This is a genomic window from Kitasatospora sp. NPDC059599 (genome assembly GCF_042735125.1).
In the GTDB taxonomy this organism is placed as follows: domain Bacteria; phylum Actinomycetota; class Actinomycetes; order Streptomycetales; family Streptomycetaceae; genus Kitasatospora.
Genome location: NZ_JBHWCL010000011.1, coordinates 1 through 26,426, shown reverse-complemented (window position 1 = coordinate 26,426; position 26,426 = coordinate 1). Strand labels below are relative to the sequence as shown.

The window sequence follows — 26,426 nt, the reverse complement described above, 5'->3', positions numbered from 1 at the left end:
CGGCGCCGCCTCTGAGAAGGGATGTCACATGGCCGACAACAGCATGCTCAATGACCCGGTGGTCGTCCAGCAGGTGCTGACCACCGTGGAGTCACAGGACTCGCACATGCAGCAGACCCAGCGCCAGACCAACGCCATCGTCGAGGAGATCCAGGCGCACTTCCAGGCCGCCGCCAGCACCGTCTTCGTCGAGAAGATGCAGGACTGGCAGGCCAAGTACGACCAGGTGCGCCAGAAGTACACCCAGTTCCACGAGCTGCTCGCCAGCGGCTCGGGCCTGATCCAGCAGGAGGGCCAGAACGCCGTCCACATCGTCTCGGGCCTCGGCGCGGGCGAGGACGTCGTCAAGGGCCTGAGCTGACGCTCGCGCCGAGCTGACGCCGGCGGGCGACACCGCCGGCCCACCCACCGGTCGGGTCAGGACCGGGACCACCACCGCCCCTCGAAGGAGAGCCACGATGTCAGACGGCAGGATCGAACTCCACCACCAGCAGATCGACGAGGCCGCGGCGATGCTGCGCCAACTGGGCGCCCAGATGCACGAGATGATGGAGCAGACCCGCACGTTCCTCACCCAGGGCCTCGGCCACGAGCTGCACGGTGAGTACGCCACCCAGGGCAAGGGGTACGCCGACATCCTGTCGGCCGCGGACACCGCCATGACCGACGACATCGCCAAGGCCGCCGCCGCCCTGGACGAGGTCCACGGCCTGATCCGCGACTCCGACCGCACCGCCGGCTCCAAGTTCCAGCTCCACTAGGTCAGGGTGAGTCGCGGTGACCGACGACGAGAAGGCCGAAGAGGACTGGAAGAAGCAGGAGGAGGAGAAGCGCAAGCAGAAGGAGAAGGAGGCCCGGGAGAAGCAGCAGCAGAAGGAGAAGGACGACGCCAACAGCTTCAAGGTCACCGAGAACTTCCTGCTCGACTTCGCCCACACCAAGCTCGCCAAGATGCTGGAGGACCTGAAGACCCACCCCACCCGGGTGGCGCTCAAGGAGTTCGTCCTCGGCATCGGCGGCGGGAAGTTCTCCGGCGACTACGCGAAGCTCCTCCCCGGCGGCGGCCCCGCGGTGCTGCCGAGCACCAAGGCGCTGCAGGACGCCTTCACCAAGTACTGCGCCGCCCTGGAGGCCCAGTTCAAGACGCTGGAGGACCAGGTCCAGGCCATGATCGACGACCTGGAGTCGGCCCAGACCACCCTCAACCACGGTGGGGACGACGCCCTCGCGGCCGCGGAGATGATCTACCTGGTCAGTGACGTCCTCGGTGGCGGCGGCATCCGCTAGTCCACGACCGGGTGCTCCGCACCGATTCCCGCCCGACGGCGCCGCCCGCCGTCACCCCTGACCGCGGGGCGGGCCGAACCCCTCCTCCGGCCCGCCCCGCGCACGCCCGAGCCCCCTGGAGCTGTGACACCGATGGCCACCACCACCTGGGAATCCGTCCTGCTGGTGTTCGCGTCCTCCGACCGGACGCAGTTCACCCAGCGCAGCAGCGTCACCGGTGACGACAAGGTCCAGTGGATCGCCAACCACAAGGACGAGACCCTGCCGTACTTCAAGCAGACCGGGGGCAACGAGGGCTACGACGCGTGGTGGTCGTACAACTACACGGACAGCACCGGCCGCCCGTGGAGCCACGTGATCGGCTGCAACCTCAACTGGAAGCAGTTCCTGGACGAGACGACCGACCTGGGCAAATGGGTCCGCCAGGGCTCCGACGTGTTGATGCCGCTCGCCCACTCGCCGTACGAGAACGACACGATGAGCCCCTGGAGCTTCGACACCGCCGTGTCGACGCTGACCGGCGCCCAGCAGCTGCTGCAGACCTGGGCGCCGCAGGTCCGGGGCTGGGCCGGTGACGTGGCGGCGCCGGGCGCGGACTGGCAGGGCACCGCGGCGGGCGTGTTCAAGACCATGCTCAGCCAGTTCGGCGACAAGGTCGAGGGGCTCGCCAAGGCCTTGCAGGACAAGCACGTCGACACGCTCCTCAAGGCGGGCCGGGACGCCACCCAGCAGGCGATCCACACCATGTGGACCGGTCAGGAGACCTACCGCAACAACCGGATCGCCTGGCCGGTCAACCCGATGCTGGACGCCCTGGTCGAGGGGATGTCCACGGCGAATGTCACCGTCTCCGAGACCCCCGCCGGCAACAGCGACGGCACCGCGGTGGCCGGCTTCGACGTGAGCTTCACCGTCACCACCGCCTGGGGCGACCCGCACGGCGACGACTTCTGGAAGCAGGCCGAGAAGCGCGCCAAGGAGCGGTGGCTCAAGGGGGTCGCCGACATCCTCGACAAGGCGGCCGGCGACGCGGTGAAGATCCTCGACGCCGGCTACGTCCCCGCGATCCAGGGCCTGAACGACGGCATCCACGTGAAGGCGCCCAAGGCGCCGTACCGTCCCCCACAGGACGACCCGCTGGGCGGGAGCAAGGACGACCCCTTCTCCGACATCAGCAAGAACCTCAGCGACATGAACAACAACATGAACAAATCGCTGAACGACATGAACAAGGGGATCAGCGACAACCTCAAGGGGGTGAACGACAACTTCAAGAACCTCACCAGCGGCCCCGGCCACACCCCCAGCCTCACCACCGGGCCGGGCGGTCTGCCCGGCGGCGGTGGCTCGGGCCTCCCCGGCGGCGGCGGTTCGGGCTTCCCCGGTGGCGGTGGCTCCGGCGTCCCGGTGCTGGACAAGAACGGCAAGCAGATCTTCGACGCGAACGGCAACCCCGTCACCGTGCCGCCGGGCAGCCACATCGACCCGACCACCCACCAGGTGATCGGCCCCGACGGCAAGCCGGTGCTCGGCCCCGACGGCAAGCCGATCACCGTCCCCGACGGGGCGAGCGTCGGCACCGGCCCGGGCGAGCACATGAAGGTGCCGCCGGGCTCGCACGTCGACGACCAGGGCCGGGTGATCGGCCCGGACGGCCAGCCGGTGCTGGACAAGAACGGCAACCCGATCGTCGTCGAGCCCGGCTCCCGGATCGACGGCGACGGCACCCTGCTGGACCCGGACGGCCGGCCGATCTCCGAGGTCTCCCAGCTGCTCGCCGACCAGCGGCACGCCTTCGAGAGCGGCTTCGACAGCGGCGGTGGCGACGGCCTGCTCGGCGGCGGCGGGTTCGGCTCCGGCGGGTACACCTACCACCCCGGCGGCTCGCTGTTCGGCGACTCCGGCGGCTCCGACGGCCTCGGCCTCGGCGGCTACCCCGGCGGCGGGCTGATGCCCGGCGGCCGCAGTGGCATGAGCAGCAAGGCGCTGGCCAACGGCGGAGACCCGAACACCGCCCAGGCCCGGGCGGCGGCCGAGACCGCCGACGCCGCCGAGAAGGCCGCCCAGGCACGGGCGGCGGCCGAGGCCGAGAAGAACGCGCTGACCGGCAAGGGCATGTCCACCAGCGGCGGCATGCCGCCGATGATGCCGCCCGGCGCGGGCGCGGGCGGTGCGCCCAACCAGAAGGACAAGGACCGTCAGCGCACCACCTGGCTGGCGGAGGACGAGGAGGTCTGGGGCACCGAGAGCACCGCGGTCAGCGGCGTCATCGGCCGCTGACCGGCACGCCCCCGCCGCCACCCTCGTACGCACGACCCGTGACACCCGGCTCCGGCCGGACGGAAGGAACGACCATGCCCACAACCGCCGACCCGTTCGGTCCCGACGGCCTCTTCGGCTCGATGAGCGAGGAGATCGAACAGGCCATGCAGGCCATGAGGGAGCACCAGAAGAGGGCCGAGGAGGTCCAGGCCGAGCTGGCCCGCTCCTCCGCCACGGTCACCTCCAAGGACCGCATGGTGACCGTCAAGGTCGGCCCGCAGGGGCAGGTCCTCGGGCTCACCTTCCACACCACCGGTTACCAGGAGATGGCCCCCGCCCAACTCGGCACGCTGCTCACCGACCTGCTCAACCAGGCCCGGGCCGAGATGGGCGACCAGGTCATCCGGGCGATGAAGCAGTTCGAGGGCGTCGGCGACATGCTGCGGCTCGGGCTCACCGGCGGCAGCAACCTGGACCAACTGCTGGAGCCACTGCGCTCGATGAGGCCGGGCCACGACGACGACGCCGAGGCGGAGCGCCGCCGGGCGGGCCGCCAGGAGGAGTTCCGTGAGTAGCGACCCCAACGTCTTCGGCAAGACCCAGGAGCTCAAGAAGCGGTTCGCCGAGTTCGGCCAGCTGTCGGACCTGATCGACAAGGTGATCGCCGACGTCAAGACGGTCAACGACCTGAACAAGAAGGTCGGCGGCGACGACGAGATCGGCAAGCAGTACCACGAGCAGGTGGACAAGGCCACCAAGGACCTGGAGACCTTGATGAGCAACATCAAGGACACGGTGAGACAAGCGGGCGAGAACGGCATCAACCTGGTCGCCGACCTCGACTACGCGGAGGACACCGCCCAGGACATCATGAGCAGCATGTAGGAGAAACCACCCGTGTCGTACCCGTCCCTCGATCCCGGCGAGTTCCTTTCCGGCCTCTTCGGCACGCTCGCCGGCATGCCCTGGCCGCAGGTCAAGGAAGGCGAACTGCGGGACGTCCGGGACGCGTACGAGGTCCTGGCCAAGGAGATCCCGCAACTCCACGAGCTGATCGCGACGGTGGCGATCAAGGCCCGGCAGGAGTTCGAGGGCGAGGCCGCCCAGTCGTTCAGCAACGCGATGAACGCCTACATCGGCCTCGGCGGCGGGAAGGACGGCACGGACCAGGTCAAGCAGGCCGCGGAGACCGCCCAGGCGCTCGCCGACTGCGCGGGCGACGTCGCCAACTCGGTCGAGTACACCAAGTGGATGGCGATCGCCCAGCTCATCCAGCTGGTCTTCGAGATCACCATGGCGACCATCTGGGCGCCGTTCACCTTCGGCGAGAGCTTCTCCGGCCTGTCGCTGGCGTACTTCTTCACCCGGCAGGCGCTCTGGACGCTGCTGAAGTTCCTGCTCAAGTCGATCCTGATGCACACCTTCACGGGCATCGTGACCGGCATGCTGATGGACTCGATCATCCAGGGCATCCAGATCTCGCACGGCGACCGCAAGTCGTTCGACCTCGACGGCTCGTTCAAGCAGAGCGTGCTGAACGGCGTCATCGGCGGCGCGCTCGCCGGGCCGATCAACCTGCTCGGCATGGGCCTCGGCAAGCTGATCGGCAACCTGATCGGGAAGAACGCCGGCAAGGTCCTCTCCAAGGAACTGGCCAACGTCATGAAGAACGGTGACAAGGAGGCGCTCAAGCACCTGCTGAACACCGTCACCAAGGAGGCCGGCGGCTCGGCGCTCACCAACCTGGAGAAGGCCGGCGCCAAGTCCATCGGCAAGGCCGGGAGTTCGGGACTGGAGGGCGCCGGCAAGAGCGGTGCCGGGGCCGGTGTCCGCAAGCTGCTGACCGACGAGGAGGCCAAGGCCTTCTCGCAGTCCCTCGGCCGCCGGATGCAGGAGGTCGAGCCGTGGCTGAAGCAGGGCTTCGGCAAGGCGGGCGCCGGCAGCGTCGCCGAGCGCTTCACCGAGAACCTGGCGGGCTCCTTCGAGAAGCACCTCGGCACCCAGCTGGGCAAGACCGAGGCGAGGAAGCTCGGCCAGGAGTACGCCGAGGCCTTCGTCGCCGGCTGGACCAAGCACGGCGCGGGCAACGAGTCGCTCGGGGTCGTGCTGCGCTCCGTCCTGGAACACGGCGGCTCGGAACTCGGCGAGCACGGGGTCACCGCCCTCGCCGAACACCTGCCCAAGCTGGCCGCCACCATGGGCGAGGGGAACAAGCTCTACCGGCTGGGCTTCGCGGTCGGCTCCCAGCTGATGGAGGGCGTGCAGGGCAACCTCTCCGAGGGCTTCTACAACCTCATCTTCGACGACAGCCACACGTTCACCACCAGCGCCGCCACCTTCGGCGCCGGCATGGGCATGGGCCTGCTCGGCAAGGGACTGCACGCCGCGTTCCACAAGTTCGGCATCGGCGACAAGTGGACCTCGTACGTCCAGAGCGTCCAGTTCAAGGAGGTCGAGGCCGGCAAGGGCGCGTACTTCGGGCCCCTGCACCCGATGACCGCGCTGTCGCTGCTCAGCAACCTGGCCGGCCACCCTGCGCCCTTCCCGGTGCCCCGACTCGGGCCGCACCACGAGGAAGTGACGACGGGTCACGTCCTCGGCTACTCGCGCGGCACGGGCGAGGCGCCGGACGTCGAGTACGCGGCGCTGTTCGCCAAGGCCTTCGGCCAGGCGGATCTGGCGAGCCTGTTCGCCGACCCCACGCCCAAGCCCGTACCGACCACGTCGGGCGGCGGCACGACCTCCGGCAAGCACGACCCAGCGACGGGCTCCGGACGGCCCGACACCTCCGTCGGCGGCAAGGCCGACCGCCCGAGCCCGGTGCAGACCGAGGGGGGCAAGCCCGCCCCGGGGCGCCCCGCACCCGTCCGCACCGACACCGGCTGGAGCGGCACCACCCTCGGCGACGAACCGGTCGGCCCCGCCCGCCCGGGCCGGACCGTCGGCGGGGGCACCGGGGGCACCGGGGGCACCGGGGGCAGCGAGAAGACCGAACACGCCGGCGCCACCGGCTCGGCCGGCCCGAACCCCGAGCCGCCGACCCCGCCCCGCACCTCCGGCGACACCCCGGACGGGCACACCGCGCCGCGCCCGGAGCACGGCGCCGCGCCCGGCCCGGACGCCCGCACGCCGCGCCCCGAGCCCGGCGGCGAGCCCGCCCGGCCGGAGCACGGCAGCGAGCCGGCCGCCACCGACGAGTGGCCGGCGCCCTGGTGGATCAAGGCCGACTTCCCCGAGGGCGCGCTGCCGCACTGGACGGACCACGACTTCACGGACGCCGCCCACCGGATCCTCCAGCGCCCCGACCGCAGCTACCCCGACCCCGAACGCCCCAGCGGCGCGCTGATCCTGCACGAGGGCACCGTGGACGGCGTCCGGCTGGCCATCGGCGTCGAGGACGGCAAGGTCTGGCAGATCCGCTACCTCGGCGGTGCCGACACCCCGCGCCCCGAGCACGGAACCCCGCCGCCCCCGCACCAGGGCGACCCCGCCGCGCAGCCCGGCCCGGACGCCCGCGGCACGCGGCCCGACCGCGACCACGGCTCCACCGACCAGCCGCAGCAGCCGTCCCGCCGCCGCGGCCGGGACGAGTACGAGAACGACCACCCGACCGACCACGGCGACCCGGCCCCGGACGCCCCGGCGACGGGCCCGGAACCGGCCGCCAAGCGCCCCCGGCCCGACCTGGACCACACCCCCGACGGCCGCCGCCCCTTCGACCAGGAGGACGGCGCGCCCCGGCCGCTGCGCCCGCTGGACTCCTTCCTGCGGGAGTTCTCCGACGGCGGCTACGACACGCCCGGCCCGGCCGCCCGGCACGCCCTGGAGCAGGCGCTGGCCGGACCGGACGGCCCGAAGAAATTCGCCCACCCGCGGGAGTTCGTCGACCTGGTCAACCCCGAGCACGGCGACGGAAGCCTGCTCGGCGACGTCAACTGCGTGGCGGCCGCGATGGCCTTCCACGCCACCTTCCACGGTGACCCGCAGGTCGCCCTCACCCTGAACGAGCGCCACCTCGGCGCGGTCGGCGACGCCCAGCACTGGACCGGCCGGCCGGCCGAGTACCTCGGCCTCGGCAGCACCGGGCTGATCGAGGTCGCCCGCCGGGTCACCGAGGGCGGCCCCGGCTCGGCCGCGCTGGTCTTCGCCTGGACCGAGGACGGCAAGGGCCACGCCTGGAACCTGGTCAACGTCCCCGGCGAGGGCCTGGTCTGGGTCGACGCCCAGCAGGGCCTGCACGCCCCGGGCGGCCGTCCGCTCCCGCAGGACGTCACCCGCGTCTGGGCGATCACCCTCGACCCGGAGAACCGCCCCATCCACGGCGACGGCGGCTTCAACGCGGCCGCCCTGCACCCCGACGAGCACACCGCCCGGCCGACCCCGGCCGAAGCCTTCACGGGCGCGGACGGTCCCTCGCACCCGGCCCCCCGCGCCACCGGGGCCGCCACCCCGCACAGCACCGAGACCGTCGTCGAGGCCTTCCCACCGCCCGGCGACCGGGTCCGCGTCGACGGCGACGGCCTCTGCCTGCTCAACTCCGTCGCCACCAGCCGGCCCGACGCCGTGCACCAGGTGCTCACCGAGCGCGGCGCCACCGGCTCCGGCTCGCGCGCCCCGCTGCCGTCGACGCCCGGGGCGATGAAGCGCGCGGTGACCGAGCACCTGCTCACACAGGGCCCGGAGAAGCTGCCGCCCGAGGTCGCCCGCGGCTACCGCACGATCGTCACCCAGGAGCTCGGCAAGCAGCTCGCCGGGCAGAGCCGTCCCGAACTGCTCAACGGACTGCTGGACCTCGGCGTCGGCGGCGTCGCCACCCACGAGGTCGTCCCCGCGCCGCTGCTCCGCGAGCGCTACGTCACCGCGCTCGCCCACGAACTCGGCGGCTCCGGCGGCGATCCGGCCGCAGCCCGGGCGCAGGCCGAACAGAGCGTCAGGTGGAAGTTCAAGGGCCCGGAGGAGCAGCGCGCCGCCGAGACGTACCTGCGCGACCGCGGCCTGGAGCCCGCGACCGACCCGCACGACCTGCGCCGGCAGTACGTCGACGAGCGGGTCGCCCGGGGTGAGGACCGGGGCACCGTCGAGCACGAGGTCGGCTGGAACTTCGCCGACGGCTCCACCCGCCCCGAGGAGCAGTTCGAGTTCCTGCTCGGCCGCCCCGAGCAGATCGGGCTGCACGACCTCTCCGACGCCGAGCTCGCCGACCTCCAGGTCTGGCACCGGACCATCTCGGACGCGCCGCTCTCGCACGGGGAGTTCGCCGGCCTCCAGGACGCCGTCAGGAACTGGGAACGCTCCTGGTGGCAGGGGTACGGCGAGACCTTCCCGCCGCTGCTGGCCGACGCCCTCGGCCTGCGCCTGCGCATCCTCGGCCCGGACGGCCACGGCGGCCACACCGAGTACCTGCGGTACGGCCCGCCGGAGGGCCACCAGGTGACGGTCTACTACAACGGCTCCAACCACTACGACGCCAGCCGCCCGCCCGTGACGGCGCCGTCGGTGAGCACCGCGCCGCCGACGCACCCGGCCGGGCACGACGGCCCGGTGCTCCCGCCCGCCCCGCACAGCGTGCCCACCGTCAGCGGACACGACCGGCCCGGCGCGTCGGCGGACACGCCGAAGCCGGGGCCCGAGTCGGTGGGCGACATCGCGCCGAAGCCCGAGGCGAAGCCCGCGCCGAAGCCCGTGGTCAAGACGGAGTCGGACCTGACGCCGAAGCCCGTGACCGAGCCGGGATCCCAGCCTGCGACCGACACCGTGTCCAAGCCCACGGCCGAGGCCTCGGTGGACACCGCGCCGAAGGCCGAGTCCGGGGCGGGAACCAAGCCCGCGACCGACACCACGCCCAAGCCCGAGGTCTCGGCGCCGCACCGGTCGGACATCCCGACCATCGTCATCACCGAGGCCGACCACGACCCGCTCGCCCACCCCGCGCCGCCCTCCCCGCCGGCGTCCGTGCTCGCCATGTCCGTGTTCTCGACGGAGTCCGGCGACGGCCACGGCCCGCACGACCCCGCGTTCACCCCCAAGAAGCCGCTCGGCCCGGACGAGCTGCGCCTGCCGCCGACCCGGATCACCAACCACCGACGGCTGTCCGCCTCCGACCTCGTCGTCGGCCTGCACCACGGCGACACCGCCGTCCACCAGCAGATCGTCAAGCTCTTCGAGTCGGCCTTCCCGAAGGACCTGCCCGCCGCCCGTACGCTCGCCAAGGACTTCTTCGACCCGGACACGCTGCGCCCCAGGCTGACCGCCCTCTCCCGGGGCGACGTCTGGGAGGCGCCGTTCGAGACCGACGGCTGGTCCGGCAAGATCTCGGTCCGGGTGGACGTGGACGGCCTGGTGCACCAGGACACCGCGCCCAGCGTCGAGTTCGAGAACGGCTCCGACCGGCACGCCTCCGTCGGCCTGCGGGACGACACCCTGAACCGCTTCAACGCCTCCGCGCAGGCCAAGTTCAAGCTGGGCAAGGCCGAGGTCACCGAGACCTTCGGCTACCAGCACGACTCGGTGAAGGGCAGCAGCTCGGTCGAGGTCGGCCGGTCCATCGCGCGCGGCAAGACCGTCGAGCCGGGCGCCCTGTTCGCGGGGAAGCTCCATCTGGCCCTCGACTTCACCGAACTCACCCACCACGGCGAGCCGGTGTTCGAGGCGCCCGGCGACCGGGTGCGGCGGCTGGAGATCGGCGTCACCGTCGGCATCCCCGTCCGGGACACCCTGGACGTCTACGGCGCCCCGGTGCCGCCGGCCAAGGACAAGCTCTTCGCCCCGCCGCAGCGCGTGGTCGAGGGCCGGCGACTGGGCGGCTCCGACATCGTGCTCGACGTCTCCACCCACCGGCACGGTCGGCCGGACGCCGACCACCCGATGCAGGAGATCCTCGACGGTGTGGAGAAGACCGCCGAGGAGGTGCTCGGCGACCTGTGGCCGTCGCTGCGCGACAAGCTGAGCACGGAACTCGACACCACCCGCCTCCAGCAGGACCTCAAGAGCATGATGTCCGGCGAGCCCACCCGGATCGAGGTGGTCGACAGGACCGGCCACGTCACCGGCTCGGTGGAGATCGCCGCCTCTGTCAAGGCCATGTGGCAGCACGGCAACACCCCGCAGACCGAGTTCAACGTCGGCACCGGTGTCCAGCGCGTGCGCACCGAGCAGCGCGGCGCCGGTGACGGCGTCCAACTGCCGCTTCCCGGTGTGGTTTCCGGCAGCGCGATCGACAAGTCGACCGGTTCCGGCGGCGGCGGGCTCCAGCTGATCAAGGACACCGTGCAGATCTCCGGCAACAGCCAGGAGACGCTGCTCACCACCAAGACCAAGGGCCCCGGCGTGGTCTACGACGGCCGGGCCGAGCTCAGCCTGACGTTCGCGAAGGACACGCCGCTCGGGAAGTCCGGCGACACCGCGACGACCTCCGTCGACTTCCGGGCCCTGATCGAGCAGGCGGAGGCCCGCAGCGTCCAGGACACCGGCGCGGGCGACCCGACCCTCTTCGTCGCGGCCGACACCCCCGAGCCCCACCAGCCCAGGACCTTCGAGCCCGGCAGCACCGTCCCCAGCCCGCCCGACGGCGTCTGGCGCAAGCCCGACGGCACCGGCGGCGGCTTCGGCGACACCACCACGGTCCGCGACCTGCCCACCGTCGAGCCGCTGCACGAGGGTGTCGAGCGGTTGGGCGAGGAGGTGCTCGGCGGCGCCTGGAAGGACGTCAAGCGCGACGTCCAGCAGCTGTTCAGCCACCCGATGGTCGCCTCCCACCTGACCGCGATGACCCGCGGCACCCGGCTGGAACTGCCCGAGCAGATCGCCGCTGCCCTGCTCAAGCACGGCGTCAAGGTCTCCGCCACCGCGCACATCACGGAGTTGGAGTACAAGCGGCCCAACGCCAAGGCGGAGCTCAACCCGGTCGACGAGACCTCGTCGTTCAGCGCCGGTCGCACGCTGCTCTCGGACACCAAGTCCGGCCAGGGCGCGGCCGGTGGCACCGTCCCGCTGCCCGACAAGATCGGTATGGACGTCGGCGGCGGCTACTCCCGCCAGGTCCGCAACCGGGACGGCTGGCGCGACGGCAACGCGCAGAAGGTGTACGCCAACGGCAAGTACGCCCGCCCGCAGGAGATCTACGACGCCGGCATCGGCGTCGAGGTCAGGATCACCGTGGACGGCAAGGACCACACCGTCACCGTCCCGATCCGGGCCGAGGTCAGCCTGGACGCCAAGGAGACCGGCCGCCACACCGTCGGCGCCGACGGCCGGGCGCTGTTCACCGGACCGGGCACCGGCACCCCCGTCACCCACCAGGGGCCCGCCGAGCCGCACGACCCGCCCCGCCGCATCACCGACCGCGGCGCGCTGAGCGCCTCCGACGTGGTGCACAGCTTCGGCAACGGCGACACCGCCGTCCTGAACGGCATCGAGACCACCCTGCAGAAGGAGTTCGGCCACGTCCCCGACGACGTCCTGAGCAAGATCAAGAGCCGCTTCGACCCGATCGCCCTCAAACCGCAGCTGTCCAAGCTCACCCGCGGCGGCAAGCTCACCGAGCACGTCACGATCCACGGCTGGGACACCACCGTCACCGTCAAGGCCGGCCTGCGCAAGGACTTCACGCACACCGACACGGTCGACAAGTTCGAGTTCGAGCTGGGTACCCAGACCCGGGTGACGACCGGCGTCAGCAAGGACCGGCGGGTCCGGGACGTCTTCACGGCGCCCTTCCGCTTCAAGCTGCCGCACGTCGACCTCGGCCTCAACGTCTCCCGCCGCAACGACTTCGTGCACGGCTCCGCCATCGACAGCACCGGCGCCACCGTCAGCAAGGGCAAGACCGTCGAGCAGGCCGGACTCTTCAGCGGCACCGCCGAGTTCACCGTCCACATCGAGGCGAAGAAGCTCGGCCAGAAGGTCACCGCGCCGGACGTCCACGTACCGGTCGACACCACCGTCGCCGTCCCGCTGCGCGACGCCCCGCTGCACGGCTCCACCGAGACCGCACCGCTGAAGAAGCCGCTCGACCCGCCCGCCCGGGTCGAGAAGACCCACCGTCTGGGCTCCTCCGACGTCGTCACCGACGTCTACCCGCTGCGCCCGCGCGGCGGCGGCGCCGGTACCGGCACCGGCCCGCACCCGGCGGGCACCGAGGAACGCCCGTCCGTCGGCGACTCCGCGGTCTCCGGCCTGGACCGGCGCGGAGCGAAGGTGCTCGGCTCGGACTGGGCCGGGATGAAGGAGAAGATCCGGGGCGAACTCGACGTCACCAAGCTGCAGCCGCAGCTGAAGTCGATGATGTCCGGCCACGAGATCGTGGTGAAGCACGGGCGCAGCACCGTCCGGATCACGGCCGGAGTGTCCCGGCTGGAGCACACCGGTGAGACCGCGCAGACCGAGTTCAACACCGGCACCCAGGTGCAGAAGTCCATGGCCGGCTCGGACGGCGTCACCAGCTACGGCGCCGGGCGCGGCAACGTCGTCACGGTGTCCGTCCAGGGCACCAGCAGCCCGCTGCCGGTCGGCCCGGCCGTCACCGGCGGCGGCTCCGTCACCCACTCCTGGGGCCACGACCAGCTCGACGTCCAGGCGCAGCGCAGCACCGCGGGTGCCGCGACCAAGACCAAGCTCGCCGGCAGCGCCTACACCGGTGAGGCGATCCTGTACTTCCGGATGGAGCGGCGGCCGCTGATCTCCCTCGGGGACCCGAACCGGCTGGTGCCGGACGGTGGCACACAGGTGCCCGGGACGGCCTTCGAGCATGTCAAGTCGGCCGCCGGGCAGGCCTGGCGCGAGGTCCGGAAGCTCGGCACCACAGTGCACGGCATCGACACCGCGAAGGTCGGCTTCGAGGTCTCGGTCGAGGCGGGGGAGGGACGCCCCGCCAAGGGGCCGAAGCCCACGCCGTTCGAGGCGCCCGAGCACCGTACCGGGCAGGCTCCCGCCCCGGCGCCGACCGAGCCGGCCGTGGAGAAGGTGGTCAAGGCGCCGCCGGCCCGGGTCTGGAACGAGGGCCTGCGCGACATCGACGTCATGCGCTGGCTCGGCGACGCCGGTGGCGTGCAGGACATCCTGCGACTGCGCGGGCCCGAGTTCTTCGGCTCCCGCACCTGGGACCGGATGGAGAGCCTCGCCCGCAACACCACCGACCACGCCCAGCTCGCCAGCCACTTCGGCTCCGCCACCCGCGGCGAGTCGCTGAGCACGCCCTCGCCCGGGCGGCGGCTGCTGGTGTCGGACGGCGGCGTGAAGGTGAACCTCAAGGTCCTACAGCTGGAGTACGACCGGACCGACGGAAAGGTCGAGCTCAGCCCCTCCAACGCGACCTCCACCACCTCCACCAAGACCCGGCTCGACTGGTCGCTCTGGGGCGGCCAGGTGCAGGGCGGGGTGAAGACCGATGTCGTCGCGGCCGAGGGCACCTTCCAGGTCGGCGTCGGCGGGTCCCACCGCAGCCGGGAGGGCGTGTCGGCCGGAAGCTCCGGCCAGGTCGTCTCGCACGCGAAGTTCAACACGCCGATGGCGCGCTACGAGGGCTTCGCGGAGGTCGAGGTCGTCTTCTTCAAGGGCGACAAGGAGGTGGTGGAGAAGGGCGTCATCCCGATCACCGTCGACATCCCCGAGCGGGAGACCGTCGACGCGAAGGTGATGAGCGACCACTACCTGACGTTCAGCGAGGACAACCCGGACGGGCTCGCCATGCCCAAGCACCCGCCGGTGAAGCCTGCCGCCACGCCGGATGCCACGCCGCCCGCCGACCCGGCCGCGGCCCCGAAGCCGGAGGCGACAACCAAGCCGGAGGCGGAGAAGGCCCCGAAGCCCGAGGCCGCGCCCAAGCCGGAGCCGGAAGCGCCTCCCGAGGCGAAGCCGGAAGCCGCACCGAAGCCGGAGGCGTCGCCCAAGCCTGAGCCGGAGGCGGCCCCCGAGGTGAAGCCGGAAGTCGCGGCGAAGCCGGAGGCGGCGCCCGACTCCGCGCCGCGCACCGAGCCGGAGGTGAAGCCGGACCCGGTCGTCAAGGCGGCCGAGGACGTGTTCGACTCCCTCCGGCCCGAGCCCGGCTCCGTACCGGTGTCGGCCCCGGGCCACCCGAAGCTCTCGGACCTCATCCCCGAGTCGTCCTGGTGGCGGTTGTTCATCGACGCCAACGTCCACCAGGACGCGCTCGTCGGGTCGCCGTCCGACGCCGCGAACCACCTGGACCGGACGAAGTACCCCGGTTTCCGCCGGAGCATGACCGAGCTGTTCCGCGAGGTGCTGGACGGGCACACCGGGTCCGGCCGCGACTGGTCGCGGATCGACGTCCACGCGTACGAGAAACTGCACGACCTGGCCACCCGGCACCTGGTCGAGGGGTCCGGCCGGAACGTCGCCACGGAGTGGTCCGGGACCAAGGGCGCCCGCCTGCACACCACCATGCGCGGTACCGGACGGACCACCCTGGCTGCCGACCTCGCCGACGACCTCGTCAACGGTCGCCGGCTGCTCGGTGACATCACGGCCAAGTCCGGTTCCACGACGGGCGTCGGGCTGCCACTGGTCGCGTTCTCCCGCGGGCAGAAGGGCGAGGGCATGATCTCGATCAGCTACGTCCACGGTGAGGCGCCCGGCCACGTCCAGGCCGTCCTGGACCGTTACTACGGTGAGGTCGCCGCTGCCACGGACGACCGTTCCAAGCTGCTCGCGATCGCCGAGGTGACCCGGGCCCTGCAGATCATCCAGCCGTTCTCCGACGCGAACAGCCGCGTGAACGTCAGCGTGCTGATGCAGAAGTTCCTGCTGGAGCAGGGCTTCAGGCCTTCCGTGCTGACCAACTCCTTCGAGCTCTTCCTCGGCGGCTACAGCACGCACGAGATCGCCGACCACCTGGTCGAGGGCATGCAGCGGTTCGACCAGTACGTCGCCGGCGGGCTCGGTGACCAGTTCAACACGGCCGCCGGGCCCGCCGACCACACCCTGATCACCCAGGTCGGCGACGCCGTCGGCCTGCGGGCCGGCACCGGCCCGGGCGACGCGGCGGTCCACCACCACCGGGTGCTCGACCTGGTCCGGCTCGGGCGTTCGCTCTACGGCAGCGGTGTGCCCTCCTTCGACGCGTCCGGAGTGGAACACCTCAGGACGACCCGGGACCTGTCGGACCTTGCCCACGCGATGTTCCCCGGCCATCCGACCGGGACGGCCGTGGCCATGTACGCCCACCACCTGTACGAGCCCGACGAGCAGGGCGTGAGCTGGGAGCACCTGCGCGGCACCGCCGAGGCGATCGAGCGGACGACCAAGGAGGGCCTGCCGCTCACCGAGGCCGACATTCGCGACCACCTGCCCACCATCGAGGCCGAAGGGCTGACCGAAGCCGAGCGCAGGTTGATGCGCGGGGTGGTCGACGAGCCGCCGACCGCCCCGGTCCCCACCGGCTCCGCCACGGGGGCCTTCTCCTGGGAGTCGGTGCGGTACGAGTCGCCGCAGGACGGTCTGGAGCCGGCGCCGTTCGAGGTGCGTGAGCTGTCGGGCGGGGCTCGGCTGGATCCGGCGGGGGTGGAGGAGGCCCTGATGCCGCAGCTGATGTCGAAGGACATGGGGTCGTTCCGGGTCGTGTTGCGGGCGGAGGACGGGTTGTTGACGGATCCGCACGCGGCGGCGCGCCGGGTGGCGGACACGTTCATGGCGCCGGTCGACCTGTTGATCGCCGACGCGGATGGCGGGGTGCACCTGACGCGCTTCAGGAACGACGGCTTCCCCTACGAGAACGTGCACCTGGAGGTCGACCACTCGGGGGTGACCCCCCACCCGGCCGCCGACGCGCCGTCGCACTCCGAGCCGAAGCCGGAGCCACACCTGGAGTCGGAGTCGACGCCGCACGTCGACCTGCCCCCCCAGCCCGGAACGCACCCGGGGCCCGAGCACCCCGAGCACCCCGAGCACCCCGCGGCCACCGACCAGTGGTCGCAGGCCGCCCTCGCCCCGCGCGGCGAGCCGAGGCCGATCGCGCCCGAGATCCACCCCGAGCCGTCCGAGGCCCCGCGCGGCCCCGGTGACAAGGACGGAGGCAAGGGTGCCGGTGCGAAGGGCCGGCCGGGCGGCGACGGGCCGCCGCAGACGCTCAGCCCCAGCTCGTCGAGCCGGTACCGGCGGCTGAAGCACTCCGGCCCCAGCCCCAGCCACTCCATGGACGACCGATGGCGTCGGCCGCGCCCCTCGACCAGCGGTCAGGACCCCTTCCACTTCTCCGCCGACCAGCCCGCCCACGACACGGCGCACGACGCGTCACCGAACCTGCGGCCCTCGCAGCGGCTCCTGGCGGACCGGGTCATGAGCCTGGACGAGTCGTCGGGCGGTCTGAGCTCCCTGCGGGAGTCGGACTCCGAGTCGGACGCCGGCTCCGAGGGGTCCGCCATGTCCCTCGACACGGTCTGGGAGAGCGGCGACGGCCCGTCGGTGCACCCGGAGCTGTGGAAGGACGGCGCCTCCTACCTGGCACCGTTCCTGCCCTCCTCCAAGGACGCCGACGGCAACCTGGTCCACCGCGGTGACGTCGAGGAGACGTCGATCGGCGGCCAGGGCTTCGTCCGGCTGTACCTGGTGTCCTCCGGGGACGCCCTGCCGCTCGGTCTGCACGACGGCGGCTCGCTGGAGCTGTACACCGGGGACGAGCACTCGCTGCTGGTCATCGGCAGCGAGGACACCGCCGTGCGTGTCGCGACCGGTCTCACCGGCGGTGACCTGAGCCGTTCGAAGATCTCCTCGGTCCTGGTGGACCGCTCGGTCGCGGTCGACCTGAGCATCGCGGCCGGAGGCGGCAAGGAGGGGCACGTCACCCCCGCCTTCTCGCTCACCGAAGCGAACGTGGTGCGCGCGGACCGCGAGGTGCTGTCGAGTGCCCTGCAGCACGCGGTGGGGGCCTCGCTCCAGCACTTCGGCGGGGACGAGTGGCACCACCGCTCCGGTGGCGACTCCTCGGCGCCCGGAGGAGGGCTGCCGGCGGGTGCCGTCCGTACCTGGAAGGACCACGAGAACCCCTACCCCAAGCAGGAGTTGACGAGCCCGGCGGAGGTCGCCGCGCACCTTCGGAAGGTTTCCGACCTGCGGGCCGAGTGGGCCCAGCACGTCGCCACCTGGAACCAGTTCCTCCAGCAGACGGACAAGCGCACCGGTCACGCGCTGCTGGACGTCGACGTCGCCGCGAGCAAGGGCCTGGACCAGCGGGTCACCGAGCTGAAGGCCTTCCTGACGGACCACGGGGGCGTCGACCTGCCCGATCCGGCGTTGGCCAAGAGGCAGTACAACGCCAGGCTGGGCCGGTGGATCACGCAGTCCGACCACCGGATGCGCCAGGTGGCCGACTGGATCGACGCGGCCGACCACGTGACGAACGCCCTGAAGGAGGGCCAGAAGCTGCAGGCCGGCCTGCAGGAGCTGCCGCTGCCCGGACAGCTGCCGGACCCGGTCCACCCCCAGGTGGCCGACGAACAGCTGGAGATCCGCCAGAAGAAGGCGGTGAACGAGCTCGTCGACCTCTGGGAGACGCCGAAGAAGACGTCGGCCGAGGAACTGGTCGACAAGATCGGCGCGTCGCTGAAGGAGCCGCTCCAGGCCCGTCCGCAGGGCGCGGTCGAGCTGGTGAAGGCCCTCCAGGACTACGCGGCCGACCATGCGGTGGAGGACCTGCTCGGCAGCCGTACGCTCAGCAGCTACGCGGTGGGTCTGGTGTTGTCCGCCGAGGCCACGCACAACCCGAACGCCCTGGCGGGGCTGCTCGTCGCGAACGATGAGTTGACGCCTCGTCAGCTCTCCCGGGTCGCCGTGCTGACCGGGGCCGCGGGTAAGGTCCCCGCTCCGCGGTCGCTCGCCGAGTACCTCGACGGGCACCACGCGGGCAAGCCGGACCAGGGGCTCGGCGAGACCCTGCGGGCGATCACGGAACTCTCCCGGGAGCTGGCCGAGATCCCCGCACTGAACGACGGCACCCTGACGCCGGCGGTCATCGGGGCGATCCGCCAGGACCTGCGCCACCTGCTGATGTTCGACCAGGTGAAGCGCATGGCCAAGGCCGGGGCCGGCGTCGTCCCGCCCGGGATGAGGCACGACTCCGGCGAGCTGTTCTTCGACCCCTTCAGCGGGATCGGCGAGCGTCGCCAGGCACTGCTGGACGTCCTCGGGGACGACGCGAAGTTCCGGGACGCGTTCCTCGCCGCGGACAAGGCGCACGCCGCCGAGGTGGAGGCGAGCCGCAAGCTGGAGGCGGCCAAGTACCCGGGCGCCTCGGTGCAGGACCTGTTCAAGGGGCGTACCCCGGAGCAGACGGAGCAGGCGGTCCACCACGCGCGGGACACGAGCACGAGCAGCCCGCTCTACCCGGAACCGGATCCGGGCGTGACACCCCCGCCGGAGGTGCCGAAGCCCGGCGAGTCGGCGCCGGTGATCCCGACGACGCGCCCCGACACCGCGGTGATCCGCGGGCCCAAGCTGGGCGTTGACTCCACCGCCTACAAGGACGCGCTGCTGCTGGCCCCGAACGTCCCGGGCGAGCGGATCGTCACCGTGGAGTCCGGCCCGCACGGTCCGGTGTTCACCACGGAGCACGGCGAGGTCCGGCAGCTGACTCCGGAGGCCTTCAGCGAGGCCCTGACCAAGCTCGGCGTGACCAAGGGCGACACGGTCACCCTCCACTTCTCCGGTCAGGCGCCGACGGACGACGTCCGGCAGAAGCTGGTCGACCACGCCTCGGCCCAGCTGGACGCCCGGGTGCGGACCGACCTGTCCGGCGGCAAGCGGACCGACGCGCACCTGCCGCAGTACACCACGGCCGGGGTGCTCGTCCCCGGAAAGGTCGTCGACCGCGGGCTCATCCACAACCTGGAGAAGCTCCCGGGGCTGGCCGACTCGAAGCTGCTCGTGCTCTCCGCGCAGGGGGGCGGCTTCGTCGACCACACCGGAGCACCCCTGACGCCCGCCGAGGCCGCCAGGATCCTCTCGGCGAACGGCGACAAGCCCCACACCCCGGCCCTCGCCGTGGTGATCACCGGCGAGGACGGCACGGTCGACGACCGGGACCGCAGGACCTTCGCCAAGGACCTCAGCGCCGAACTGGGCGGCACCGGCACGCACATCGAGGTCCGGATCGCACTCGGGGACGAGCGGGTGGCCCGCTACCAGGACGGCAAGCTGGTGGCGGAGGGTCATGTCCAGGAGCCGCAAGCGCGCTCCTGGACGGGCGACGGGCTCGACGGCGGTGGCCAGCGGAGGACCTACCTGAGCGGCGAGGTCGCGGTCGAGGTGGAGATGACCCGGGACAAGCTCGGGTTCGTCTTCGCCGACCTGGACGCGGCGGCGATCGACGGCTTCCGCAACCTCGACGGGAACCGGGAGTACCTCGACTACACCCAGCAGAGCCGGACGGGCCTGCCGACCAAGCACGGTGACGCCGACCTGCCGTGGGCGTCCGCCATGCGCGAGAAGCTCCCCGACGGGAGCCCGAAGAAGGTCGCGGTGGTGGTCGTCGACGACCGGCGCGGCGGCCTGACCGTCACCACGAAGGACGGCGGGACGGTCACCCTGCCCTGGCGCGACGGTGCGAGCCTGATCGGGCACGTTCTCAAGGAGAGCAAGTTCCCGGCGAACGGCGAGATCGGCCTGGTCGGCCTGCACGGCGACCTCGCCGAGGGCCCGCACATGGAGCAGCTGGCGCGCTGGATCGCCGCCGAGACCGGCCGGACCGTGCACTTCAAGGCCAATCCGGTGCGCACGGAGCCGCTGTCGGGGGGCCCGAACGGCGCCACCACGCTCGCCGTGACGGCCCGGCACGACCACGACCTGCCGCCGCGCGACTACCGGACCTCTCCGTCGGACTTCGACACCGAGAAGTTCAAGGAGAGCGGCTTCTTCGTCACCCACAGCCTGGGCGGGAGCAAGGGGCCCGTCCTGCCCCTGAAGATCCCGCTGCCGGACCGCTCCACGGTGTCCTACCCGCTGTACTCGCGGCCGGTCGGTGACCAGCCGGGCGAGCACGTCGGCCGGACCACCTGGAACGTCCCGGACCAGTGGAAGTTCTGGAGCTTCGACCAGGCCGTCCCGATGGACGTGCCGCACATCGGGGTCATCGAGAAGCCCGGGCGGGAAGTCCTGCCGAACAGCCGCGTCTTCCACCAGGAGTACGGCAGCGTCGGCGTGTTCAAGGGCTCCGAGATCAAGTGGGACCTCGGCGCCCGCCCGTACGTCGACCAGGGGCACGGACTGGGCTCCACCGCCCTGATGGAGGTGGGTACCCACACGCCGGGCACCTTCTCGGTGACGGCCCGGATGGAGGGCGAGGCACTGGGGCGGACCGTCCGCCGGCGCGCCAGCTTCTCCAACGCCGACGTCAACTCGCTGGGTAGCGGCGCCGAGCGCAAGCAGCACGTCGACGTCCTGCTCGCCCGCTGCTTCGCCTCGCAGAAGGACCTCGCCTCGACGTTCGCGGCCTCGGCCAAGGCGCGGACCGTAGCGGTCGACGGCCTGCTCTGGAACACCTCGCTGCCGGCCCTGATCGAGCACGCCACCGGACAGGCTCCGGGCAAGGTGCTCTGGGTGGAGGAGGGCAAGAAGGTCACCCACTACCGGGTCGACGGATCCGACGAGAGCCTGCCCGACGCTCCGGACACCGCACGTCCGCAGCTCAAGCGGTCGGGCTCGGGCAGCAGTGACATCACCGCGACGCCCACGCCCCGTCCGCCCTTCACCCCGAGCCCGGCCGCGTCGGACTCCGGCACCGCGTCGCCGGTGCCGAGGGACCCGCGCTCCAAGCCGATCGACCCGGTCGAGTCCGACCTCTCCGTGCACCGGGGCGGCACCGGGCCGGACCTGGGCGCGCCGCCGGCGCAGCACCCGCAGCCGGAGCACCGTCCGGAGCCGGAGCCGCAGCAGCAGCCCGAGCAACGGCCCGAGCGCGTGCACGAGATGGTGGACGCCCTGGTCGATGCCCGCGCGGGCTCCGACGTGCGCTGGCTGGCGGATCCGGACAGCCCGGTCGGGCAGCGGCAGGAGACCGGCGGCGCCGTCGCCCGGTTCCCCAAGGACCCGCGTTTCTTCTCGGTCGCCTTCCACTCGGAGCACGCCGACGGCTCGCCGACCTGGCACGGCGAACGGGTGGGCCCCGAGGAACTGGCCGCCGTCCTGGTCGAGTTGCGTGCCCGGGGCATCTGGGCGGAGGGCAAGCCGCTGCAGTTCCCCGCCTGCGAGTTCGGCACCGGCAAGGCGTCCTCGTACGCGGCCGACGTGCTGCGCGCGCTGCGGGGCAAGGTGAGCGGCCCGCTGGAGGCGTACGTCCCCGAGGGCAAGCTCTGGTTCGTGCCGAAGCCCACCGGCGCCTTCACCGTGGAGCCGGAGGGCCTGGGCCACCTGGTGGTGGCCAAGACGGTCGGCTTCGACGCCAACGGCCTGCCGGTCGTGGTCCCGGGCGGCACGTGGCTGAAGGTGTCACTGCCGGAGACCGGCGGCGAGCACCCGCCGCACCCGGAGAACCCGCCGCACGTGGAGCACCCGGAGAACCCGGAGCACCCGCAGCCGGCGCCGCACGGGCCCGTCCCGCACGTGGAGGAGCTCGGGGCGCACCTGCCGGCGGACCTGTCCGTCCCGGCGTCCCACGAAGGACTGCCGGAGGGCCTGCACTGGGCGGACTCCCCGTCGGCCGTGGCGCACGAGATGCCGGGCGCGACCGTCTTCGGGAAGCGCCCGCTCTACGACGCGCCCGAATACGCGGCGGCGACCGCCGAGTTCGAGAAGCGGCTCGGCGCCTACTGCCACAACCTGAAGGAGGCGGAGGACGCCGCCCGCAGAACGGTGGCCAAGCTGCTGTACGTGATCCAGAAGGCCAACCCCGAGGTGTCGGCGCTGGACCGGTTCAAGACCCTCCTCAAGGACGATCCGACGTCCGCCGGGCAGGTCGGCACCGACCTCACCCCGGAGCAGATCGCCGGGCTCCTGAAGACCGGCAACACCCGTGAGCTGATGACGGCGTTCTTCAACGGGGCTTACTTCAACGACTCCGATCTGAACCTCAAGAAGTTGCTCAACTCCCTCATCGAGGGAGAGAGCTGGGAGCGGGCGGAGGAGCTCGGTCTGAACGTGGCGGCGCTCAAGGAGCACCACGCGTTCCTGGAGGGCCCGGTGCGCAAGGGCCTCCACGAGAGCCTGAGCAGGGTCAGCCCCAAGCACGCCACCATGTTCGAGCACGACGTGTTCGGCACCGGGAACGTGCTGGCCCAGTCGGAGAGCTGGTTCTCCGACGGCAAGGGCTACCTGGCGAGCCTGACCGCCCGCCGGCCGCGGCCGACCGGGGAGGTGCAGGCGCCGTCGGCGCTGGACCTGGACATCGCCGGGACGAAGCTGAGCGAGCGGGAGTTGGCCTTCCTGAAGGTCAACCCGTTGGCCTGGGACATCGTCGGGCTTCGCCTGGAGCGGGTGCTGTGGGAGGACGTTCCGCGCAAGGCGGACGGCTCGTACGACCTGGAGGCGCTCAAGAGCCGGCCCGGTGTCCACGACGTGGTCACGGAGCGGGGGCCCGGCGGCCAGGAGGTGTACAAGCTGGTGGAGCACCGGCCCAACCCGGAGGTCGGCCCCGGTGAGATCGGTCCCGACAAGCCGATCAGCTGGCGCACCGGCGAGGCGGTCCACACGCTCAGCCCGGACTCCTCCTGGTACAAGGAGGCCAACGGCGACCTGGGCATGCGGCTGGTGGCGGGCATCTCGGCCACCTCGGCCAAGCTGATGACGGCGTTCAGGCTGCTGAACGTGGACGGCGTCAGCCCCGACCACATGGTGAAGGCGCTGTTCGGCTGGATGCTGCCCACCGGCGACCACTCGGTCTACGAGATCCTCAAGGGCGTCGAGATGTCCGGCGCGACCAGGCCGCTGGGCGAGGACACGCTGAAGTCCGCCGAGTCCATGTACCGCAACCTTCCGGGCATCCCGCTCGACCAGGTGCGACGGGAGCTGTCCCCGGACCACATGCTGCCGCACGAGCAGGTCTACCTCTCGAGGATCAAGGAGCAGAACGGCGGCTTCTCCGAGCCCTCCGGCCCGCACCGGACCGTGATCGAGGAGCGGAGGTCGCTCTTCGAGCAGATCGCCGAGGGCGTGATGGACCCGCACGCGGACACGGACGTCGTCGACGGCCTCAACGCCTGGCTGGCGACCAACCACATGACCGCCCAGGAGGTCCTGAGCAAGCTGACCCCGGCCCACTTCTACGCCCTGGCGGTCTACACCGGGCCGGCGTTCCCGCTCATCAACGTGATGATGAGGTTCGGCGATTCGCTCGACAAGGCGATGCTGGTCCAGATCAAGAACCTGCTCTGGGGCTCTGGTGCGACGCCCACCTCGCTGTCCCTCCACCCCGCCATCAAGGACCTGCTCCGGGTGCACTCCGGCATCAAGTCGGTGGAGATGGCGAACCGCCGGAAGATCATGGAGATCGTCCGGACGGACGTCCTGCCGGGGCTCAAGGCGGAGATGCGCGAGCACATCCGGATGCTGGACTCGGCGTTGGAAGAGCTTCCGGCGGCCGAGGGCAAGGTCTACCGCGGCACGGCCGCCATCTCCTTCAAGGGCTTCACCGGGCTGTCCCCGTCGTACGGCGGCTCGCACGTCCGGAGCAGCGACTTCGCCAGCGCCAGCCGCCAGGAGTCCGTCGCGCTCAAGTTCCGGGACACCCGCCGGAGGATTCCGGGCACCGAGCCGCTGCTGGTCACCATGGAGCTGACCGGCGGCGGGGCGGCCAAGGACATCTCCGCCTTCTCGGTCGAGATGCAGGAGAAGGAGGTTCTGGGCAAGCCGGGGAGCACCTACACGGTGATCGAGCGGCGCAGGCGGGACAACAAGCTCTTCATCAACGTGAAGGAGGCCAACTCCTCCACCTCGTTCCCCATGCTGGGTACTCCCGGCACGCCGGGCACGCCGACCTCGGCGGCCGCCCTGCGCCGGGCCAGGGAGGACCTGCAGGAGCACCTCGCCGACATCTCCGGCATGCGGGGGGTCAAGGACCACAAGGACCTCTGGGCCCTGGGCAAGGAGATCGGCGTCTCGAACGCGGAAGGCCTCCGCGGCTGGTCGGCGGCGAACGTCTTCCCCGGCGAGAGGGCCAAGGAGGTCCTGGGCGAGAAGACCTGGCACATCGGCGCCCTCACGGCGGACCTCCACGGCGGCACGGGGCACGTGGACGTCGAACGGCTCCGGGGCGTTCGCCGGATGGCCGACGTGGTGCGGGAGGCGCTCGGTCTGAACTCCGAGCAGCCCGTGACCAGGGCGGAGGTGGACGGCTACCTGAGGCGCCTGAACAAGGCCGACGACGCCGCGCAGGTCGTGCCGCTCGACCGCCACCGGCTGCTGAAGCTCGTCAACTCGCTCAAGAAGCAGGGCCTGCACGTCTCGCCGTCCGACGTCGAGAAGGCCTGGACACCGCTGTCGGCACTCGGCACCCCCCGCACCCCGGGGACCCCGGGCGGCCACCTGACGCCGGCCATGCCGAACACCCCGACCACGCCGCTGACGCCGACCGGACACCAGGTCGAACAACCCGGCGGGCACAATCCCCCCGGGGACCTGCGGCGCCAGCCCGTCGCCGTCTTCGGCGCGGCCCCCACCCTGGAGCTGCACCACCAGAAGATGGCGGCGATGCAGCACTTCCCGCTCGACGACCGCTTCTTCACCGTGGCGATGCACACCGACGGCGGGTTCCCGGTCCACGTGAACCGCCTGCTCTCGCCCGACGAGGTGGCCGCAGGGCTGCACCAGGCGTTGCTGTCGGGCGGCTGGGACGGCGAGAAGCCGCTGCAGTTCGTGGCGTGCAACCTGGGCGCCGGGATCGAGTCGAGCTTCGTGGCGACGACGATGTCCAAGCTGTGGGCGCTCGACCCTCGGATCGTGGCGCCGGCCTACGCGGGCGACGGGGCGGTCTGGTTCGTCCCCAAGGTCGACGAGCACGGCGTACCGGACTTCGGACGGCGCGGGGACCTGGTCGTGGCCAAGCAGGTCGGCATGACGACGAGCGCCCGGCCCGGCATCTCCGCCGGTGGGAGCTGGTACCGCTTCGACCGGCCGACGGACGGTACGCTCGTCCCGGTCATCGAGAAGCTCGGGGCCTACCTCCCGCCGACCGGCGACTCGGCGCCCCGGCCGGAGAACTACCTCGGTGTCAAGGACGACGAGTTCGACGTCAAGCGGCCCATCCCGGGCGCCATTCCGTTCGACGGCGACCACCCCGGCACCGGGCTGGCCGACCAGATTTTCCAGGAGCTGTTGAAGTGACCGCGGAGTTCATCGTCGCCCCCGTCTTCGACCTGGTCGACCCGCTGACCGGGCCGGCCTTCCACGAGGACCACCCGGTGATCGGGGACGACGGCGAGCGGGAGGCACTGGCGGCGTACCTGGCCTCGGCCGCCGTCGTGCTGATGACCCCGAGCCTGATGGCGGACGTCCTCGACCCGGAGCGCCCGGGCGGTGTGCCGATGAACTACCGCTGCGACGGCCGGTGGATCTGGACCGACACCGTCACCTACTACCTGGACCGCTACGGTCTGGCGCCCGAGCCGGGCCTGCTCGCGTACGTCCGGGAGCGCCTCGCCGCGGGCGAGGCGCCCGCGCCGCTCGCGTCGGAGGTGCGGGAGCGCGTGGTGGACTTCCTGTTGGCCCCGGCCGCCGCCGGGCAGGAGACGGTCTGGGAGATCGACGAAGCCTGAGGCCGCGAAGCCCGAGTCGCGAAGCCCGAGTTGCGAAGCTTGAGTCGCGAAGCTTGAGGCCGCGACGCCGGACGGCCCCCGGCCGGTGGGATCCCACCCGCCCGGGGCCCGCCGCGGCGCCGGGGCCCAGGCGGGCGGGGGCTTATACACAGAAGTCGCAGGCCACGCCGATGGGCGGGTAGATCT

8 protein-coding genes are annotated in these 26,426 nt (G+C 71.7%); all 8 read left to right on the top strand.

Features of this window, described 5'->3' with window-relative positions:
- The first annotated feature begins 28 nt into the window (after nucleotides 1–28).
- The 8 genes from ACFV04_RS06140 (at nucleotide 29) to ACFV04_RS06105 (ending at nucleotide 26,240) form a co-directional block, all read left to right on the top strand.
- Nucleotides 29–361, top strand: coding sequence for a hypothetical protein (locus tag ACFV04_RS06140; RefSeq protein ID WP_380335976.1), 333 nt, complete (start codon nucleotides 29–31; stop codon nucleotides 359–361).
- Nucleotides 362–458: 97 nt separating this feature from the next.
- Entirely contained in the window at nucleotides 459–761 is a 303-nt protein-coding gene (locus ACFV04_RS06135) for a hypothetical protein (protein ID WP_380335974.1), read from the top strand.
- Between the two features lie 16 nt (nucleotides 762–777).
- Nucleotides 778–1,287 (top strand): hypothetical protein, encoded by a 510-nt coding sequence (locus ACFV04_RS06130; RefSeq protein WP_380335971.1) that lies wholly within the window; start codon nucleotides 778–780, stop codon nucleotides 1,285–1,287.
- Between the two features lie 132 nt (nucleotides 1,288–1,419).
- The gene (locus ACFV04_RS06125; RefSeq protein ID WP_380527127.1) at nucleotides 1,420–3,567 is read left to right on the top strand and encodes a hypothetical protein; all 2,148 of its coding nucleotides are present in this window, start codon (nucleotides 1,420–1,422) and stop codon (nucleotides 3,565–3,567) included.
- 74 nt (nucleotides 3,568–3,641) lie between these two features.
- Complete coding sequence (locus ACFV04_RS06120) at nucleotides 3,642–4,124, top strand: YbaB/EbfC family nucleoid-associated protein (protein ID WP_380335965.1); 483 nt, start codon at nucleotides 3,642–3,644, stop codon at nucleotides 4,122–4,124.
- Nucleotides 4,117–4,434 (top strand): hypothetical protein, encoded by a 318-nt coding sequence (locus tag ACFV04_RS06115; RefSeq protein WP_380335962.1) that lies wholly within the window; start codon nucleotides 4,117–4,119, stop codon nucleotides 4,432–4,434. Before ACFV04_RS06120 ends, ACFV04_RS06115 begins: the two co-directional genes overlap by 8 nt.
- 12 nt (nucleotides 4,435–4,446) lie before the next feature.
- Complete coding sequence (locus ACFV04_RS06110; RefSeq protein ID WP_380527125.1) at nucleotides 4,447–25,809, top strand: toxin glutamine deamidase domain-containing protein; 21,363 nt, start codon at nucleotides 4,447–4,449, stop codon at nucleotides 25,807–25,809.
- Nucleotides 25,806–26,240, top strand: coding sequence for a hypothetical protein (locus tag ACFV04_RS06105; RefSeq protein ID WP_380527123.1), 435 nt, complete (start codon nucleotides 25,806–25,808; stop codon nucleotides 26,238–26,240). Before ACFV04_RS06110 ends, ACFV04_RS06105 begins: the two co-directional genes overlap by 4 nt.
- Nucleotides 26,241–26,426: the final 186 nt, after the last annotated feature.

Coding starts and splice junctions, on each gene's coding strand:
- ACFV04_RS06140 (WP_380335976.1), top strand. CDS start 29: ATGGCCGACAACAGCATGCTCAATGACCCGGTGGTCGTCCAGCAGGTG.
- ACFV04_RS06135 (WP_380335974.1), top strand. CDS start 459: ATGTCAGACGGCAGGATCGAACTCCACCACCAGCAGATCGACGAGGCC.
- ACFV04_RS06125 (WP_380527127.1), top strand. CDS start 1,420: ATGGCCACCACCACCTGGGAATCCGTCCTGCTGGTGTTCGCGTCCTCC.
- ACFV04_RS06120 (WP_380335965.1), top strand. CDS start 3,642: ATGCCCACAACCGCCGACCCGTTCGGTCCCGACGGCCTCTTCGGCTCG.